This window comes from Rubripirellula reticaptiva, from assembly GCF_007860175.1.
GTDB lineage: Bacteria > Planctomycetota > Planctomycetia > Pirellulales > Pirellulaceae > Rubripirellula > Rubripirellula reticaptiva.
In genome coordinates, this window is sequence record NZ_SJPX01000005.1 from 43,294 (window position 1) to 62,369 (window position 19,076).

Annotated in this window: 3 protein-coding genes; 1 reads left to right on the top strand and 2 read right to left on the bottom strand. The window is 56.9% G+C overall.

Annotated elements, in window-relative coordinates:
- Positions 1 to 38: 38 nt before the first annotated feature.
- A complete protein-coding gene (locus tag Poly59_RS21390) occupies positions 39 to 2,942 on the bottom strand; it encodes a Gldg family protein (protein WP_146536167.1) in 2,904 nt (967 codons plus the stop codon).
- Positions 2,943 to 3,095: 153 nt separating this feature from the next.
- Positions 3,096 to 3,839: an ABC transporter ATP-binding protein gene (locus Poly59_RS21395; protein WP_146536168.1), complete on the bottom strand. Its 744-nt coding sequence runs from the start codon at positions 3,837 to 3,839 to the stop codon at positions 3,096 to 3,098.
- Between the two features lie 485 nt (positions 3,840 to 4,324).
- Between Poly59_RS21395 and Poly59_RS21400 the strand changes: the two genes are divergently transcribed.
- Positions 4,325 to 19,054: an SdrD B-like domain-containing protein gene (locus Poly59_RS21400; protein ID WP_146536169.1), complete on the top strand. Its 14,730-nt coding sequence runs from the start codon at positions 4,325 to 4,327 to the stop codon at positions 19,052 to 19,054.
- Positions 19,055 to 19,076 lie beyond the last annotated feature (22 nt).

The window sequence follows — 19,076 nt, forward strand, 5'->3', positions numbered from 1 at the left end:
TTCCAGTTTCCTAAAACCCGATCCCTAACAGCTAATACCTATTTCAGACGGCTCTTCGAGATATTTTCGCGTTCACGCAGTCGGCGGGCCGCGAACACAATCACACCCACGACCAACGGTGGGATGCAGGGCAATGTCACGGCAGCTGCTTTGACCTTGTTCTGAATCTTGGTCACCTCATCCGCTGCGGTCCGTTCAATGTCCCGAACCTTCAATTCACGGTCACGTTCCAACTTGGTCCGGCGAACGTCCAACTTGCGCTGTTCCAGCTCTTGTTGAGTTTGGAAGGTTTGCAATTTGGCTTGCAGTTCGGCTCGGGAAACCTGTCCGTCCGCGTTTTGCGTTTGCAGTTTTTCGACTTCTTCTTGCAAGTCCTTCATTCGTGCCTGCTGAGCTTCTTGAGCTTCGCGCATCGCATCGTCGTACTCGACTTGAAATTCCTTACTGCCGTTTCGCACGTCGGTCCGAGCGATTTCCTTCACCGAGTCGATCATTCGCAGCGAAGCAAAGATCGGTTCGTGCTTGCGAACTTCGATAAAGTCATATTCGCCCGTCAACCAATCGATCACGTTCAACACAAACGTGACGTTTTGGAATTGGAATTTTGCTTCGCTGACCGTATTGGGGTCGGCGCGAATCATCAAGAACTCAGGCAACATCATGTCTGTATCCGCCACATAAACTGCCTTGATCGGTTTCGCCGCAGCAGCCGGTTCGGCTTCGCCATCGGTCGTTTCCTTTTCAGGATCTGCCGCCGGTGTTTCGACCGCTTTGCCTTCAATCGACATTGCGATTGGCAACGATGGTTTCAGGCCTTTGGCTTCGCGAGCGATCGTGCTGCGGCGTGACATGATCTCTTGCATCTTGTCCCCGCCGATCAGGCCGCTCAATCCACCGGTTTGCAATAGCGGCGTGTGAGTCAGCGTCGATTCGCCCTTGGCCATGACGGCTCCACTGACGATCGCCAATACTTCTTTCAAGCCCGACGTAATCACGTTTTCGCTGCTGAGAGCCTGCCCTTCACCGGCACCGGGTGCTTCTTCGTCGATGAAGACCCACAACTCGTTGGCTTGGTCGTCCAGCGTCGGGTAGGGGTTGTGTTGTTGCCAAACAATGTCGGGTGCGTACATGCCTTGCATTCCAGCACGACCGGGCACATCCAATTCCAACAAGTCCCAAAGCTGGCGAATGTCAGCCTTGGGTGTCTGCCCGCCACCGCCGAACATTCCGCCCGGTGCTTGCTTGGGTTGACCGGTGGGAGTGATATAGCCGGCCCCGACGGGCGCGGGGTCTTCGAAAACAGCCACAGGTACGCCTGCGCGAACGGCTTCAAGAAGTCGTTCGAATTGCGGCGGTGCCAGCGACGAGGGTTGGACGCATAAAAGAGCGGCATAGATGTCCGCCGAAACAGGCGAGTTCAAGTCGACTTCTTCGACGTCGTACTGTTTACCTAGTTCGTCCATCAACATGTGACGCGGCACTTGCTGGGCTGTCATGCCCGTCATCACGCTGCCGCCCATCAAGCGAGCGTCGGTGGCGACGATCCCCAAACGCTTCCTTGCACCGGAGGCGACGGTATTGATTGATCGCACCAACTCGTACTCGACTGGAATCCCATACTCGAATATCGGCACGGTGACCTTTTCGAGACCCGACTTGAATGCCGCGCCCATGATCAATTGCTTTTGCTGGGACGATCCGCGTTCCTTCACCAATCGAGTTTGCGGCGCAATGCCGAAACGTTCTTCGGCCAACGCGGCTTCGTCCGAAAACAGTTCGATGTCGTCATACAAGTTGACTTCGATCTCGCGGCCGCGAGCGCCCGCTTCGCTGCGGAACTCCTTCAGCAGGTTGATCAGTTCGTAACGCGTCTTCGCGTAGACTTCGGGAATGTCTTTGCTAATGAACGCGTCGATCACGATCGGACGATCGGCGTCGAGTTCGCGGATCAGTTTCTTTGTCGCCGAAGCCAGCGATGACACTTTGCCTTCGGTGAAGTCATGGCGGTAAATGTCTTTGTTGCGGAACAACGTCACCGCACCGGTCGTGATCACGACGAGCGCGATCACACGTGCGATGTAGTGCCAAGCCATCGTGTTGCCGTCTTTGCCGCCGGTCCAGTGACGTCGACCGATCAAGACCATGCAAACGTACAAGGCGACACTGGAAACCAGCACGAAGTACACGACCGACGAGGAACTGACCACGCCGCGGCCAAAGTCGTCGAACGGACGAGCGATGCCGCTTTCGGCCAACCACGCAGCCAGTTTCTGGTTCGGCGAAACGGATTCAGCGAGCGAGGCAAACGCTAGCGGTGCGTTGAACAGGGCGCCCAGGATAAACCCGACCGTCAAGTTGCCGGTCAAGAACGATGCGATCATGCCGATCGCAATCATGGCCAGGCCGACGAAGTAATAACCCAGGTAGCTGGTGAAAATCAGCCCCGTGTCGAGTTGTCCTTCGGTCAGGATCGCCAGCGTCACGAAGGTGCTGATCTGGCTGAACAACAGCGACGCGGTGAAAATCGCCGAGGCCGCCATGTATTTGCCGATCACGATGTCAAAGTCGTCGGCCGGCAGCGTCAACAGCAGCTCGTCGGTGCCCTGGCGTTTCTCTTCCGCCCAGATGCTCATCGTGATCGCTGGGATGAAGACCAGCATGATCAGCGGGAACCAGTAATTGAGTTGGTCGAGCGTGGCCAGGTTCTGGTTAAAGAACTCGTAGGGCCAGAACGCGGCGACCGACGTCAAGAAGACGAAGATACACAGGAACACGTAACCGGTCGGGTTGCTGAAGTAGCCGACGAAGTTTCGTTTCATGACCGCAAACGCGGCCCGTTTGGTGCCGGCGAGGACCGCAACGATCGCGACCAAGATCAACAGAAAGATCAGGTCGTAGACCAGCAAGCTAAGCAGTGCAGTGGTGACGTTATTGAGCGCCATGGGATCTTTTGGTTGAGTAAGGAGGGAATGTTTGGATCAACCTTCGTGCCCCCGCAGGCGAAGTTCGCGGGGATTTGGCAGACTCTGAAATGCTTGGCAATTCAGACCTCGCCAGCGGCGCCAGCGGAGACACGAGTAGGTGCTTGAATTTTTCTAGGACGAAGTCGTTAGCGTGTGGAACGCATTGTCCAAGTCGCCGCTGCCGATTTCTCGCAGTTTTGTGACATCGCCGTCGTAGACCACTCGGCCTTCGTTGATCATCACGACACGGTCGGCCATCGCTTCGACTTCTTGCAGAATATGCGTGCTAAGCAAGATCGTTTTCGTCTCACTGAGCCGCTTCATCGTCGCCCGAACGCCACGAATCTGGTTGGGGTCCAAGCCAGCGGTCGGTTCGTCCAGAATCAGGACGTCCGGTTCGTGCAGCAGCGCTTGGCTCATGCCGACCCGTTGCTTGAAACCCTTCGACAACTTGCTGACGGCCTTGTACAAGACGCTGGACAAGTCACAGATGTCGACAACCTTTTCAATACGGTCTTTCTTCATTGCCTTGGACATGCCGCGAGCGTCGGCAAAGAACTCCAGCATCGTCAGCGGCGTCATTTCCGGGTAAAGCGGCCCGTTTTCGGGCAGATAACCCAAATGACGCGAACCTTCGATCCGGTCTTCCATCATGTTGTGGCCAGCGATCCGTGCGGTGCCTTCGCTGGCCGCAATGTAGCCGGTCAACATCTTCATGGTGGTGCTTTTTCCAGCACCGTTGGGCCCGAGAAACGCTACCAACTCGCCTTCGCCGACGCTGAACGTGACATCGCGAGCCGCAGCAAACGGACCATAAAACTTGCTCAATCCCACCGCTTCGATCATCGGGCGACGGGGCGTTTGGGTCTCGGTCATTCGTTTCCTGTTCGATCCATGGACGGGGTTACAGATGGAAATATAGCGGACGGTACGTGATCACGGAATGATCGGTTCGCCCAGCCCCAATGCCGCCGATTTCAGCGTCGCCGGTTTTCCCGACGAGCGAATCGGCGTTCATGGAGCCGGGGCTCTGCCAGACTTATGCTGCCCGCGACATTGTTGACAGTCCGTACGACGTGTCCGCCTCGAAGTCTCCGCCTCGGAGAGGCGGACCTACATGGCAGTGCGGATCAAACACCCAGGCCCTCCACAGGACCACCCCCAAACACCCCAACGGCGACAAGCCCATACTTAAACGTACGTTACGGTGCGTCAAACCACCACAACGCCGCCGCCAAGCACTAAACTGAGCCCCTAATACGGGAGCAGTGTTCAATTCATTTTCATTCTGGATTGCTGCGTACAGGTACTCGAAAGACTCGGGCTGACCGCTTTGGCTGGTTCGAAAACAAAGGTTCGCCATGGCATTGGGCAAATCCGTTTTACGTCAAGCTTCGACCAGTTCCAAACGACGCGTGCGCGACCAGAAACGGCGGCGGCTGTTCCTGGAAACGCTGGAAACACGGCGAGTTTTGGCGACGTTAACCGGCGCGGTGTGGGACGACGTCGACGGCGACGGCTTGCGAGATGTGGCCGATCACGGACTTGCCGGTGTGTCGGTTTACGTCGACTCCAACAACGACGGCGTTCGCGACGCCGGCGAACCAACGACTGTGACCGTGGCTGATGATCCGTCGACGACCTCGATTGACGAAGCCGGGACGTACTCTCTTAGCGGTTTGGCGACGGGCCAAGTCGACGTTCGAATCGACATCGCCGGCAATTTCCGAGCATCCTCGCCGCTGACGGCTGCCGATGGGACCTTGCCACTGGAATTGTTCGAGAATTTGCCGGTACCGACCGGTATCTCTGGATCATCGCCGATCGACATTGATGTGTCACCCAACGGAAACGTGGCGGTCGTAGGTTGGGGAACCAGCTCGCGAGTTTCTTCGTTTTATCGAAACCCAATTGACGGATCGCTGTCGCATATTGGCGAAATCTACAATCCGAATCTGAACGGAATCACGGACGTTACTTTCCATCCCAATGGAAAGTTTGTTTATGTGGCTGCGCGCGTCGCTGACGCAATTAACGTCATGTCCGTGGCCCCCAATGGCGCACTGTCGTGGGTCGATGCCGAGACGTTCAGCGACAATAGTGACTTGGATCAAGTGCGATCTTTGGTCGTGACCCCTGATGGTTCTCAATTGGTCGCCGTGGCGCCACAGGCCCAGTCGATGCTGGTGTACGACATCAATTCCGTCAACGGAACGTTGACACTTGCGCAAACCGTCAAACAGGGAGTTGACGGAGTCACGAACCTGCCGGGGCCGGCAAAAATTGCGATCTCACCGGACGGATCTTTGATCGCGGTTACCAACTACACGGGCAACAATGATCTGCAATTCTTCGACCGCGATGTGGCCACTGGAGCCCTCAGTCCGGGGCAAACCGCGATCGACTTTAACAACAGTTATTTCACGATCTACCAGGTTGCGTTCTCAGCAGACGGAAAGAACCTCTACATTGCCGACAGCTCCAATTTCATCCGGACACTCGATCGCGACCCAACGACGGGCGGTGTCACGTTGGCTGGATCGACGGACCTAGGCGCCCTGAGCCCCGAATTTTTAGTGACCAGTCCGGACGGGTCGAGCGTGTTCGTGACGGCGCCCGGAAGCGACGCGATGATTCATCTGAGTCGCGATTCGACCGACGGCTCGTTGACAATTCAGCAAACTTTCCTAAACACGACAGACGTTTCCTTGCTGGACGCGCCTCAGGGCATCACTGTCAGCCCGGATGGTCGCAATGTCTATGCTGTCGCAACGACGGGCAAGCGTTTGATCAACTTTTCGATTGACCAAGCGGGTCGATCAGCCAGCTCTCGATTGGTCGAGCTGGTAGCTGGTGAAACCGCCGCTGATGTGAACTTCTCGACAACGATTGATTCGCCTATGGTGACTTCGTTTGCTTCTATACTTTCGGGGCCGATTGATGCGACGACGGTGGATTTCCAGGTCCAATTCAGCGAACCCGTCACGGGCGTCGACGTCTCGGCTTTCCAGTTTCATCAGACGACCTTTACCAACGCTTCGATCGACGCGGTCACCGGTAGCGGAGCGAACTGGACAGTAACAGTCTCCACGCCGACAGGCCAAGGGTTTCTGCAGTTGGAACTGGTGGACAATAATCTGATTCGGGATGCCGATTCGGCAGCACTCGGCGGTGCCGGGACGGGGTCAGTCGTCGCGCGGTCGAACCGCATTTTGGTTGACTCGGTTCCGCCCAACGTTTTAGCCATTGCGCCGTTCAGCAACACGTCTGCGGGCGCGACGGAGATAGACTTCTATGTCTCTTTCGACGAGCCGGTGACGGGCTTGGATGTTGGCGATCTGAGCACCACGGATACCGGCGCTGTCGTTAGCACGGTGCTATCTGTCACACCAACGAGCGACCCGCAAGTGTTCGTCGCGACGATTGGAGTGACCGGCATCCCAGGCACCGTTGCTTTGAACCTTACCGATGACGATTCAATCGTCGACGCTGGGTTGAAAGCGTTGGGCGGTATCGGGACGTCAGGCCCAGGCAACGGTAGTTTTGTGTCGTCAGTAGTGGTCATCGATACGCCGGCGATTCGCGGGACCATTTGGAGCGACGCCAACCAAAACGGACGCCGTGACGTGGAGGAATCCGGCCTTGCCGACGCGATCATCTTTGCCGACTTGAACGACAACGGGTTGCGTGACGCCGCAGAGCCGATGGCGGTCTCGATCGCCGATAACCTTTCCACGACGGGCGTTGATGAATCGGGCCAGTACACGATTAGTGGCCTGGCCGCGACCACCACCTACTCGATTCTGATCGACAACGCGATCCACACGCAAACCAACCCGGTGGCGTTTTCGCAAGACGACGGTTTGTTGACGTATAAGGATGACTTCATCGCCAAGGCACAACCGGATATCAGCTTGCTGAGCGCTGAAACGGTAATCGCCAGCGATGACGGGCGACACCTGTACACAACGTCGCTTAACGGGCACACGCTGGGCGTTTTCGAACGTGATTTTTCCAACGACACGTTCACTCGAGTGCAGTCCATTCGATCGACGACGGCTGGCTTTGCCGGTCTCAATTTCCCGCGTCACTTCGAGTTAACGCCGGACGGACGGTTCGGGTATCTGGGCAGTTCCGCAACGATCTATGTCGTCTCGCGAGATCAGGCGACTGGCCTGTTGACGTTTGCATCGAAGTTAAACCCAGGCGACGCGGGACCATCGGGACAGACCGGTTCGACTTCGTTCGTGGCCAGCCCCGATAGTCGGTGGTTGTACGCGTCCGGTCCCAGCGCTGGATTCTCTGTGTTTGCGATTGACCAAAGCGACGGTTCACTCGCTCTGACGCAACAGTTTGTCAGCGGAGAAAACGGTGCATCGGGTTTGAATTCAGTTGCGAATGTTGCCGTGACTCCCGACGGGTCCCAGGTATTTGTCACCACGGATCCCGATCGTGAACTGCAAATCTATGACGTCATCCCAGGCACGGGACGCTTGGTTTTGACGCAAACCTTCACGACGGTTTACAACAGCGAAGACACAGCGTTCTCGCCGGATGGGAACTTCGCCTATGTCGCCGAAACGGATTTTTCCTACATCCGTCTGTACCAACGCGACCCGCTGACTGGAACATGGAACTATCTGAGTCGGACTCAGTACAGTTCGGGTGACGCGTCGGGAATCGATATCAGCACTGATGGCCGATTCATTTACTTGGCCAATGAAGTCACCCATTCGATCACCGTTTTGCAGCGAAATGAAACCACCGGTGCATTGACAGCCGTACAAACATTGCTCGACGAAGCCCCTCATTCTGCGCTCAGCGGCGTTCGCCAAGTCATCGTGACTCCGGATGACCAAGAAGTGTTTGCGGTTTCCTACAACGACGGTGCTTTGACGCGTTTCGGACGTGTCAGCGGGACCACATCCGTCGTCGCTCGTGACATCACCACAAATTTCGTCAACAACAACGGTGGTGATTTTGGTGTCTTCAATTCGCCGCCCACCGTCGTCTCGCTGTTGGCCGACGGGCCGAATCCGACTGGCGCCGACACGGCAACGTTCACGTTGACGTTTGACGAATCGGTTTCGGGCGTTGACCTGACTGATTTCAGTCTCGTCGAAACTGGCATCACAGGATCGACAATCGCCAGCGTGACCGGTGGCCCGGCGCAGTACACCGTCACGGTCAATACCGGGACTAGCCAAGGCACGGTGCAGTTGATCCTGGACGACGACGATTCGATCGTCGATTTGGGTGGACAGCCACTGGCCGGAACGGGCGACAACGGCTCGACTGGGTCGGCCTTGCTGAGCGTTAACAAGACACCGCCGGTCGTATCGTCGATCACTGGGACCACCCCGCTGCAAACAACCGCGTCTACGGTTTCCTTTGCCGTTGCATTTTCGAAACCGGTCACAGGTGTTGACGCCGGAGACTTTGCCTTGGATGTCACCGGGCTGACGACGCCTGCGCTGGTCAGCGTCACCGAGTCGACGCCAAGTCTGTATCTGGTCGAAGTTTCCACGGGCCCCGGCGAAGGCACGTTGCAATTGAATCTGGTCGACAACTCGACGATCACAGACCTTGATTCAATCGGATTGTTGAGCGGTTTTGGTGACGGCGACACTTACACGATCGATCGCACGGATCCGACGTCGGTTTCGCTGGCACCCGCCACCGAATCGCGATCGGGCGACTTTGAGGTTCGGTTTGTGGCCACGTTTTCGGAATCCGTCAGCGGTTTAGATACGTCTGATTTCTCGCTCACGTCGACCGGTCTGGTGGGCGCCGAAATCATCGGGGTCGAAGGTTCCGGTGCGACGTACAATGTGATCGTAACGACCGGGGACGGCGTCGGCACCGTGGGCGTGTCGCTGATCGACGACGACTCGGTGACCGATGGTGCGGGAAACCCGCTGGGCGGTCCTGGGGCGGGTAACAGCAATGTCTCCAGCCCACTTCATACGACGCTCCGCTCAACGCCATTTGTCATTTCGCCGACCACATTTGTCGACGAGCTTGATGGCGATACGACCTCGTTGGCGGCACTAAGGTCCAGTCCAGGCGGCAGCGGGATATCACTGCGTGAAGTGATCGTGGCGGCCAACCAGTCGCCTGAGCGGGTCCACGTCAACTTGTCCGCAGGAACCTATACATTGTCGATCTCGGGCAGTCGTGAAGACGTGGGATTGTCCGGTGATTTGGACATCACCGAAGACCTGACCATCATCGGAGTCGCGAGCGAGACGGTCATCGATGCGTCCGGACTGGGTGACCGCGCGATCGACTTAGGCTACTACACAGCCCTGCACATGCACGGAGTCACCGTGACTGGCGGTACTGCATCGGGCGCAACGGCGACGGGCGACTATCGCGGTGGCGGGCTACGTTCAGACTTCGGAACAGCGTTGTACCTTGACCAGGTCAACTTTCACGACAACACCGCGATCTCATCGAACTCGGGATCCGGCGGCGCGTTGGATTTGTTCGGCACCACAACGATCGTTCACTCCACGTTCAAGAACAACGAATCTAAAAACGACGGCGGCGCGATCGCAACGGCAGGTAGCCAAGGCACGTTGACCATTTTGGCGTCCACTTTCGACGGCAACAACGGACCCGGCGGTGGAGCAATCTATTCGGTCCAAAGCTTACTGATCCAAGACAGCCTATTCACCGGCAACAACGCCACCTTGCCGACGCCCAACGGAAGCAACGGAGGTGCGATTAACGCCAACGCTGGTTCGAGCGTGACGATCACCAACAGCACGTTTACGGGCCACGTTTCAGGTTTTGGCGGAGCTATGTACCTGACTGGCGATGCCAACATTTCCAACAGTACGATCGTCAACAATTCCAGCCCGAATTGGGGCGGTGGAATTTACTTTGGCGGGTCTGCTTCGAAGACGCTACAGATCGGCAATTCAATCATTGCGGGCAACACGTCCGTCAACGGCGGCCCCAACGTTTACGGGACGCTCACAAGTCTTGGAGGCAATTTGGTCGTCGGCACTTCGGGATCAACTGGCTTTGGTGTCAGTGGCGATATCTTTCCATCCGACGCGATGCTTGAATCGCTTTCCGATAACGGCGGACCAACAATGACGCATCTCCCGCTTGCTGGCAGTCCCGCCATCGATGCCGGCAGCAATGCGATTGCAACCGATCGTGACGCACGCGGCATCGCTCGTCCGCAAGGTACAGCCGTGGACATCGGCGCCGTCGAACTCTTCGTTGGCAGCAACCAAGCACCGACGGCGGCCGACGACTCGGTCAGCACTAGCGAAGACACCGCAATCACTTTTGACGCCCGCACCGGCGACACCGATCTCGAAGGCGACACGCTGTCGGTCACCCTGCTGCAGTCACCTCGATATGGCGTCGCCACCGTCGGCGGCGACCAACTGGTCACCTACACGCCGTCGACCGACTTCTCTGGATCCGACAAACTGGTCTATCAGATCACCGACCATGCCGGCGACGTCGATTTAGCGACCGTCATCATTTCGGTTTCGCCACAAAACGATGCACCGAAAACCGTTGATGACGCGATCGAAGCCGTCCGTGAAACGTCAACCATCATCGCTGTGCTTGCCAACGATAGCGATGTGGAAGGCGATCCGTTTACGATCGAGTCGTTCACTCAGCCCACAAGCGGTGTCGTCACAGACAACGGCGACGGCACGCTGGCATACACCGGCAACACGGGCTTCATCGGTACCGACACGTTCACCTACACGGCAACCGACGGAAACGACGTCTCTGCCTCGGCAACGGTGACCGTGAATGTGTCGGCGATTCCAGTCGCCAATGATGACTGGTTCAACGTCGAAGAGAGCGGCGAGCTACGGTTCTTTGCCTTCCTGAACAACACGTCGCTGATCATGAACAGCGACTCAGGCGACTGGATCGGACAAGGCTTGTCGTACGATTTTGATGCCAGCAATTCTGGGATCTCCGTCAGCTACAACCGGGTGACCAGTTCGAACAGTCCCGACCAATGGCGAATCGGCGTCGATGTCAACAACTACACCGGCGCCAGCGGGTTTGCCGGCGACAATTTCGACATGGACTTTGTGGCCAAGGAAGGTGACGAAATCACGGTTGGCAGTTACACCGGCGCGACGCGTTGGCCGTTCAACGATCCGGCCAATCCAGGCATCGACATTTCCGCGACTGGCCGTGGGTGCAATACGATTCTGGGCGACTTCGACATCGACGCTTTGGACTTGCGAACATCAGGCCGTGTCGCACGGCTGGAGATGAGTTTTCAACAGCAATGTGGTGCCAACATCACGCCGACGTCACCCGGACTGACCGGCACGCTGGTGTACTCAAGTCCCTCCTACGCGCACAGCATCCTGACCAACGACGTCGATGACGATAGCGATGCTCTATCGGCGGTTTTGGAAACAGGCCCGAATCACGGGACACTGGAATTGCGCAGCGACGGCAGCGTGATCTACGTCGCCGACACCGGCTACACCGGCCCCGACTTGTTCACGTATCGCGCCGTCGATCCGCTGGGACTGCTATCCGCTCCGGCCACGGTTTCGCTCAGCGTCACCGGCATTAACGAGGCACCGGTCGTGACGGCGATCACACCACTCGATTCGACCAATACGTCCGGAACCTCCGTCCGCTACCAGTTGGACTTTAACGAGCCCGTCTACCTCGCACAAAGCAGCTTGAATTTGGTCACGACTGGCTTGACCGGGGCGACGATCGACAGCATCCAAACCAACGGCAGTCGCGCATCCTACATCGTGACGATCGATGCTGGCAGCGGCAACGGCACCGCTCAGTTGCAAGTGATCGACGACAATATCACCAAGGACTTCGCCGAACTTCCACTCGGTGGTCCTAGTGCTGGCGACGGCAACTTCACGAGCGCGGCGACCTACAACATTGAAACCAATCCGCTGCGCGACATCATCGGCGACGTTTACATCGACGCAAACTTGAACGGCGGGCGCGACGCAGGCGAACTGGGTGCCGGCGGACAGAGTGTGTACATCGATGCGAACGACAACCAGACACTAGACGCTGGCGAAACGATCGCGATCACCGACGCGGCCGGCCACTACGTGCTCGCCGACCAGCCGCTTGGCACTTACACCGTTGCAGTCGCCGACCAGCCCGGATGGTTCACCACCGCCGCATCGACCGGTTCGGCGACATTGGTCTACTCCGGCGGTGACGTCACGTTGGACATGGGGATCGAAGAAAATCTGACACAAATTTCGGGCCTCGTTTACCGAGACGACGACGCCAATGGCATGTGGTCGGGGACTGAAGTCGGCTTGGGCGAATGGGTAATATTTCTTGACGCCAACCAAAACGGGCAACTAGATACGGGCGAGACTTCGGTGCTGTCCCAGCGTGACGATCCGAACACGCCCGGAGTCGACGAAACGGGCTACTATTCGTTTGCCGATTTGCCGATCGGCGATCACTACGTCACCATCGTCCCGCAAACCAACGTGCACGCCACCACGCCGACGATGGGCTGGGTGACGATCGCCGACAGCAACGATGTCGGCTTGGTCGACTTTGGCATGTATCCACTGGACACGCGAATTTCGGGCGTGCTGTTCGAGGACACAAACCTTAGTGGTACTCTCGATTCGGGCGAAGCCGCACTGTCAGGTTTCACGGTCTACTTGGATGCTAACGCCAATGGAGTTTTTGATTCAGGCGAGACTTCGGTCGTGACGACAGCGGACGATCCGGGCACTCTGGCAGACGATGAAACAGGAAGATTCGAGTTTATCGATTTAGACGAAGGCAACCACTTGGTCGCCGTCGTCGGACAACCGGGGCACCTATTCCTGAATCCGATATCACTCGTTTTGGGTTTTGGTTCGGAACCGCTTGAAATTGAATTGCCAATCGAAGCGAACTTGACCGAGATCTCTGGCACGGTGTTCGACGACATCGACTCGGACGGCATACGCCAAGCTGGCGAGTCTGGGTTGGCGGGCTGGCTCGTGTTTGTCGACCTGAACTCAAACGGCTCTTACAACGCTGGCGAGCCCTACATGCACACCCTTGCGGATGACGCTAACACGGCCGGCGTCGACGAACTCGGCACTTTTTCGTTCACCAACTTGGACCTGGGCAACTACAGTGTCGCAGTCCAACCACCAACCGGATTCTTGATCACCGGTTCGGCCAGTTTTGCAGGGACACTTGCGTCTAGCACCGACCAGTTCAGCGGCGACTTCGGTGCGCACTTCAACGGTGCGGACGTCGGCGGAATTCTGTTCGATGACCTGAACGGTGACGGGTTCCAGGATACAGGCGAACTGCCACTGGCCGGTCTCGTCGTGTTCGCCGACTACAACGGCGATGGAGCGGCCGGGGCGTCCGAACCATCGGATACGACCGCGGCCGACGGTTCGTACTTGTTGGCCAACGTGATCGCAGGCGAGACAGCGATTTCGATCATCACGACGGAGCCGCAAATCGTGACCAGCGACGTGGCTCCGATCCCTCGATTGTTTGTCGAGTATGGCCAGGGCATCCGCGAACTCAATCCGCGCGACGGATCGGTCCTGAACTACCTGAGCGTAAATGTCAGCCCGACGCATGGCGTTGAATTGTCGGGCTTAGCGTTCGACGGCACGAATCTTTATGCGATGGATTCATTTCTGGATGTGGTTCTGGTCATCGATCCGAACAATGACGGCACTTTGTCGACGAATATCCTGTACACGCTTGATCTGAACAACCAGTCCAACCAATCCATTACCGGATTGGCGGTGATCGGCACGACGTTATACGCACTGGATGAAAACACCGACACGATCCTGACCTACGACTTAGCGACCAACACGTTGGGCGCTTCCTTTAATATCCAAGCTCTCAACGTCAGCACCACTCATCATCCAGGCGGGTTCAACCTCAATAGCGGCCTGGGCGAATCGGCCGATGGAACCCAGTTGGCGGTTTCGACAACCGACCAGTATCGATTGTACATCGATCCGGCGACGGGACTGATCACGGGATCCGATGTTGGCTTGAACGTGAACGACGTCGGCTCGGGCCTGGCCGGTGCATCGAACCGAATCTATTCAGGCCGATCGAACGCCTATGGGATCAAGGTGCATGACACCGCAGGCGGATTCCTGACGCAGCTCGGTTACTACGGGACGGCGGAAAGTTTGGCAGCCGGACCAAGCGGCCGGGTCGGAACGCTGTTAACCGTGGTGGCTGATCAAGATGTGACCGAACTGGACATGGGCCTAGCCAGTTCCGTCGGCTCGATCACCGGCACTCAGTTCACCGACGCCAACGGCAACGGCGTTTTCGACACTGGCGAATTGCCCGTTGCCGGAGTGACGGTCTTCGTCGACACCAACGGTAACTTCTGGCCCGACGCTGGCGAACCGCAAGCCACCAGCGGAATCGATGGTACCTACACGATCACCGGCGTAGCGCCAGGCCCACAAACGGTGCGAGCGATTGCACCAGAGCACTACCGGGTCGGCGATGCCTACGCGGCCGAAGACCGTCTTTACGTTGCTTACGGGGGATCCAATCTCGGCGGTGGTTTTTACCACTTGATGATTCGCCAAATCGATCCGATCGACGGATCCGTTCTAGCGACGATTCCGACGACGATTCCGATACGATTTGGAATGGAGATCACGTTCCACGGAAACTCGTTCATCGTGGTCGACAATTGGAACGACCAAGTTCACGAAGTCGCGATGGACGGCGAACTCATTGAAACGGTACCGCTGGGGGACTCCGATGGCGAAGGCGGTTTCTTTACGGCCGAAGATTACGGCGCGACGGTGATCGGCAATTCGATCATCTCAGTACGGAAGATCGGTGGCGATTTGTTTCTGATGCAATACGATCGCGAGGGCAACCAATTTTCTGCGCGCCGCCCCGTATCGATCACTCCGTCTTCGATTGGATTGGTCGCTCCTTCGGTTTGGACCACCGGGGTCGGTCGATCGGCAGACGGCCAATCGATCGTGATCAGTGGAGACAATTCGGCGGTCGCATTGACAATCGATGTCGCTACCGGTGAAGGCATTTTGAGCCGCGAACAGTTTACTGATGTCGACGCGCGTGACTCCCTCGGCGGCGAGATGTTTTTGGCGTTCGACGGCAGCCCGATTTCGGTCATCGATAGCACCGGCAATATCAATCGTACGTTGAGTATCCCTGCCTACCCATTCGGTATAGGCACCGGTGTTTTTCGGGATAACGGATTGCAGGTTTCTGTCACCGCTGGTGAAACCCAGACGGCGCTCGACCACGGATTCAACTCGATGTTGTCGACGGTCAGCGGTACGGTCACCGAAGGAACTGCATTCCAAGGTGCTCAGGTCTACATTGACGTCAATGGCAACGGACAATTTGATCTCGCCGAACCAAACGCGACGACTGGTGCAGACGGAACTTACACGATCACCGACGTGGTGGCCGGAGAACACATCGTGCGGCAAGTGGAGCTTTCAGGTCGGACGACGATCGTTGCCGGTAGTGATGTGACACGACTGTTCGTCTATACGTCCAATAACCAACTCGACAGCACGATCGCTGAGATAGACACTGAAACAGGTGTCACACTACAGGAAATTGCGGCCCCAGGCCCGGCGAACCAGGCGACCGGTATGGCGGTCGAGGGCGGAAAAATCTTCTTGTCCAAGAACGCATCGATGTTTGTAGTCGACGCTGCGACCGGTCAAATGATCGACGAGATTCCTATTCCATCGGGCGTCCACAAAGGTTTGGCGATCCTTGATTCCGTCGCCTATCTGCACGACAGCAGCACCGGGACTCTGAAAACATTTGACCTGCAAACCCGCCGCGTCACCAATTCGATACAGCTCAACGGTTTGATTCCAGGTTACTCTCAGTCCGGTTTGGGCGGCTTGGGAGAATCGCCCGACGGCCAGTCCTTGATCATCACTGCGGGAACGTACGCTTATCAGATCGACCCGGTCACTGGATCTGTCATCGCCGACTTGGGTCAAATCTATCCGGGCGTAGGGATCGCCAGTGCGGGCGGGCTGTTGTTTGAACCCCATCAGTTTAGCGGTAGCCTCATGCTATCGATCGCTGTTCGCGATCAGACGGGACAATTGATCCGCTCGATTCCGGTTCAAATTACCAATAGTGTCCAAGCTCTTGGTGCCGAATCCGTTGCAGCTTCGGCTCATCGAATCAGCGTTTACGGCGGCGACAACTTTGCAAATCTAGACTTCGATAACGTTGCCGATACGGGCACGATTTCGGGCATGCAATTTATCGATTCGAACGCGAACGGAATCGTCGACGCGGGTGAGGTGCCGCAAGCCGGAGTCGTCGTGTTTGTTGATGACAACGCGAACGGCTTTCCAGATGCTGGCGAATCTCAAACAATCAGTCAGGCAGATGGATCTTACGTCTTGACCGATGTTCCCACCGGGAATTCGTTGGTCCGCACGATCACTCCCGCCAATCATCGTCCGACCGTTGTTTCCTACTCGGCGGATCGCCTGTTTGCGACTGGCCGCATTACCGACGGTAATAGTCCCACCGGCTACATCATGGACGTTCGCGAAATCGATCCGGCAACCGGCAACGTGATGACCGTTGCTCACACCGATCTTCCGATCTCCTATAGCCACTCCACCGCGTTCGATGGCCAGCAGCTAATTGTCATCGATAACACACTTGATTCCTTGTTTAAGATCGGACTCGATGGAACCCTGATCGAAACAGTGCCGCTACCGTGGGTCGGAAATGACATTTTGTTCGTCAACGGTCCGGTCATGGCTCGCGGTGCCATCTATGTGTTGGCCAGCAGCGGCGAACAGCAGTGGATCTACCGTTTCGACACGGAATCGAATCAGTTCGTTGAACCCAAGGCGTTGACGTTGTTGCTTCCTGCTGGGGATACCCCACCCCAGTTCAGCACCTCGTTGTCGGAATCGGTCGACGGTCAATCGATCATCGCCTACGCGAGCGACCAACGTGCTTTCACGATCGATCCGGCCACCGGACGAACGACCAGCGTCGTCGAACTCGCGGAGACTCAAGGTTTTGACTATGCAGCGACAGCCGTCGGTCAAGAATTGTTTGTCGGCTCAAGTGGCTCTAGCGGAACGCTTGTTTACAACGATGCTTGGGTGCTTCAACGCACGATGACGACTAACTTTACGCGCCAAGGTTTCGGCGGTGGACTCTATGAAGACAGCGGGTTGGTGGTCAGCGTTTCCAGCGGACAAACGACCGCCGATGTGTCCTTCGGCTATCGATCGACGCTGGGGACGATTTCGGGAACGATCCTCGATGACGTGAACAGCGACGGAATTTCGGATGTAGGCGATCAACCTCGCGTCGGCGTGGACGTGTTCTTGGACTCGAACCGCAACGGAGTCCTCGACGCGGGCGAAGTTTTCGTGACGACCGATGCAGCGGGGACTTACACGTTCACCGGAATCACGCCGGGCGATCATCAAGTTCAAGTCGTCACGACATCGGACGAGCGATCCGTCACGACCGCTGGACAAGCGACGCGATTGTTCACCACCCAAAGTGGCTCGGGAGTCGGCCCGACGGTGATTCGCGAACTGGATCCGATTTCCGGTGCGGTGCTCAATACGTTCGACGCCCCCGAAGATGTAGGCAACGCGGGTCTGGCGCTCGATCAGCACGCGTTGTATTTCGCGACACAGGATGACCTGTACAGCCTCGACCCCGATACTGGCGAAGTGTTCGCGTACCTAGAACTGCCCAACGGCGACTACACCGGCGCCGCGGCTGTCGGCGGGCATGTGTTCGTTGTCGAACCGAATACCAACAAGATCTTGAAGATCGAGCCACTCAGCCAAACCGTCGTCGCCACATTCACGTCGACATTCGATTTGACGGGCACGTTAGGCGAAAGCTTCGATGGCACCAAGCTAATCGCTAGCACCGCCAACAACGGTGTTGTTGCGATCGACCCGGTCGATGGCAGTGAGGATTCGAACGTCAATTTTCTGTGGATGGATGCCGGGTCTGGAGCGGCTGCCGGCGAGCACTACCACGGCTCGCAAGGCAAAATTCAAATACGAAACCAGCAAAACCAATTGACGCGAACTCTGCCGACCGCCTACCACCCGAGCTATGCATCCGGCCTAGCTGTCGCCGAAGTTCCCCACCGCGAAGCCCGACTCAACATGGCCGCCGACGCCACAATTTCAGGCGTCGACTTCTTAATCCGATCCGGCCTCGCCACATCGGACATCGAACTATCGGCAACGTCAATCAACGAAAACATCGACACTTCAGCTGCCGACGTCATGTTCGCTGAACTTTCAGCCGTCGACGCATCGCCAATCGGCCAATACTTCTTCTCCCTAGCCATCGGCAACGGCGATGACGACAACGAAAAATTCGTCATCGTCGGCAACGAACTGCGCATCAAGCAAAACGAAGTCATCGACTATGAAACCCAACCGACCTACCAAGTCCGCGTCTTCGTCGGCGACAACTCGCAAGTGCTGATGGAAAAAGAACTGACGCTGTCAGTGAACAACTTGATCGAGATGTCGACCAACGGCCCCTCAGGAAATGGAATAACAATCGCCAATGGAACCAGTCAACGTTCGCGAGTTGATTCGGTGACCGTCGAGTTTGATTCGGCGGTAACTGTCGAACCGGGCGCATTTGAAATCGTCAACTTGACCGACCCGACGCAAATCGTTTCCGTCACCCTTGCCCCCGCCAGCACAAGCACAGCTGCGGTCTTGTCTTTCGCGGGTTCATCCGTCGACGCGTTCGGATCACTGAAGGACGGGAACTACCGTTTGATCATCCATGAATCGCTGATCCACGACGGAGCTGGAAACTACCTAGATGCGAACCACGACGGCGAAACCGACGGCCAAATGACCGATGATTTCTTTAGGCTGTACGGCGACCGAGACGGAAACCGTGAAGTGGGATACGTCGACTTCCTCTACTTTCGGGGTTCCTACGGTTCGTCCAGCACTTCGGACGAGAACTTGTCCGCATTTGATCTCAACACTAACGGGATAGTCGACTACTACGACTACCTTTTCTTCAGAGGCAGCTATGGCAAAAAAATATTGCCGTAACTAGGCTGACACAGCTTCCCAA

Coding starts and splice junctions, on each gene's coding strand:
- Poly59_RS21395 (WP_146536168.1), bottom strand. CDS start 3,839: ATGACCGAGACCCAAACGCCCCGTCGCCCGATGATCGAAGCGGTGGGA.
- Poly59_RS21390 (WP_146536167.1), bottom strand. CDS start 2,942: ATGGCGCTCAATAACGTCACCACTGCACTGCTTAGCTTGCTGGTCTAC.
- Poly59_RS21400 (WP_146536169.1), top strand. CDS start 4,325: ATGGCATTGGGCAAATCCGTTTTACGTCAAGCTTCGACCAGTTCCAAA.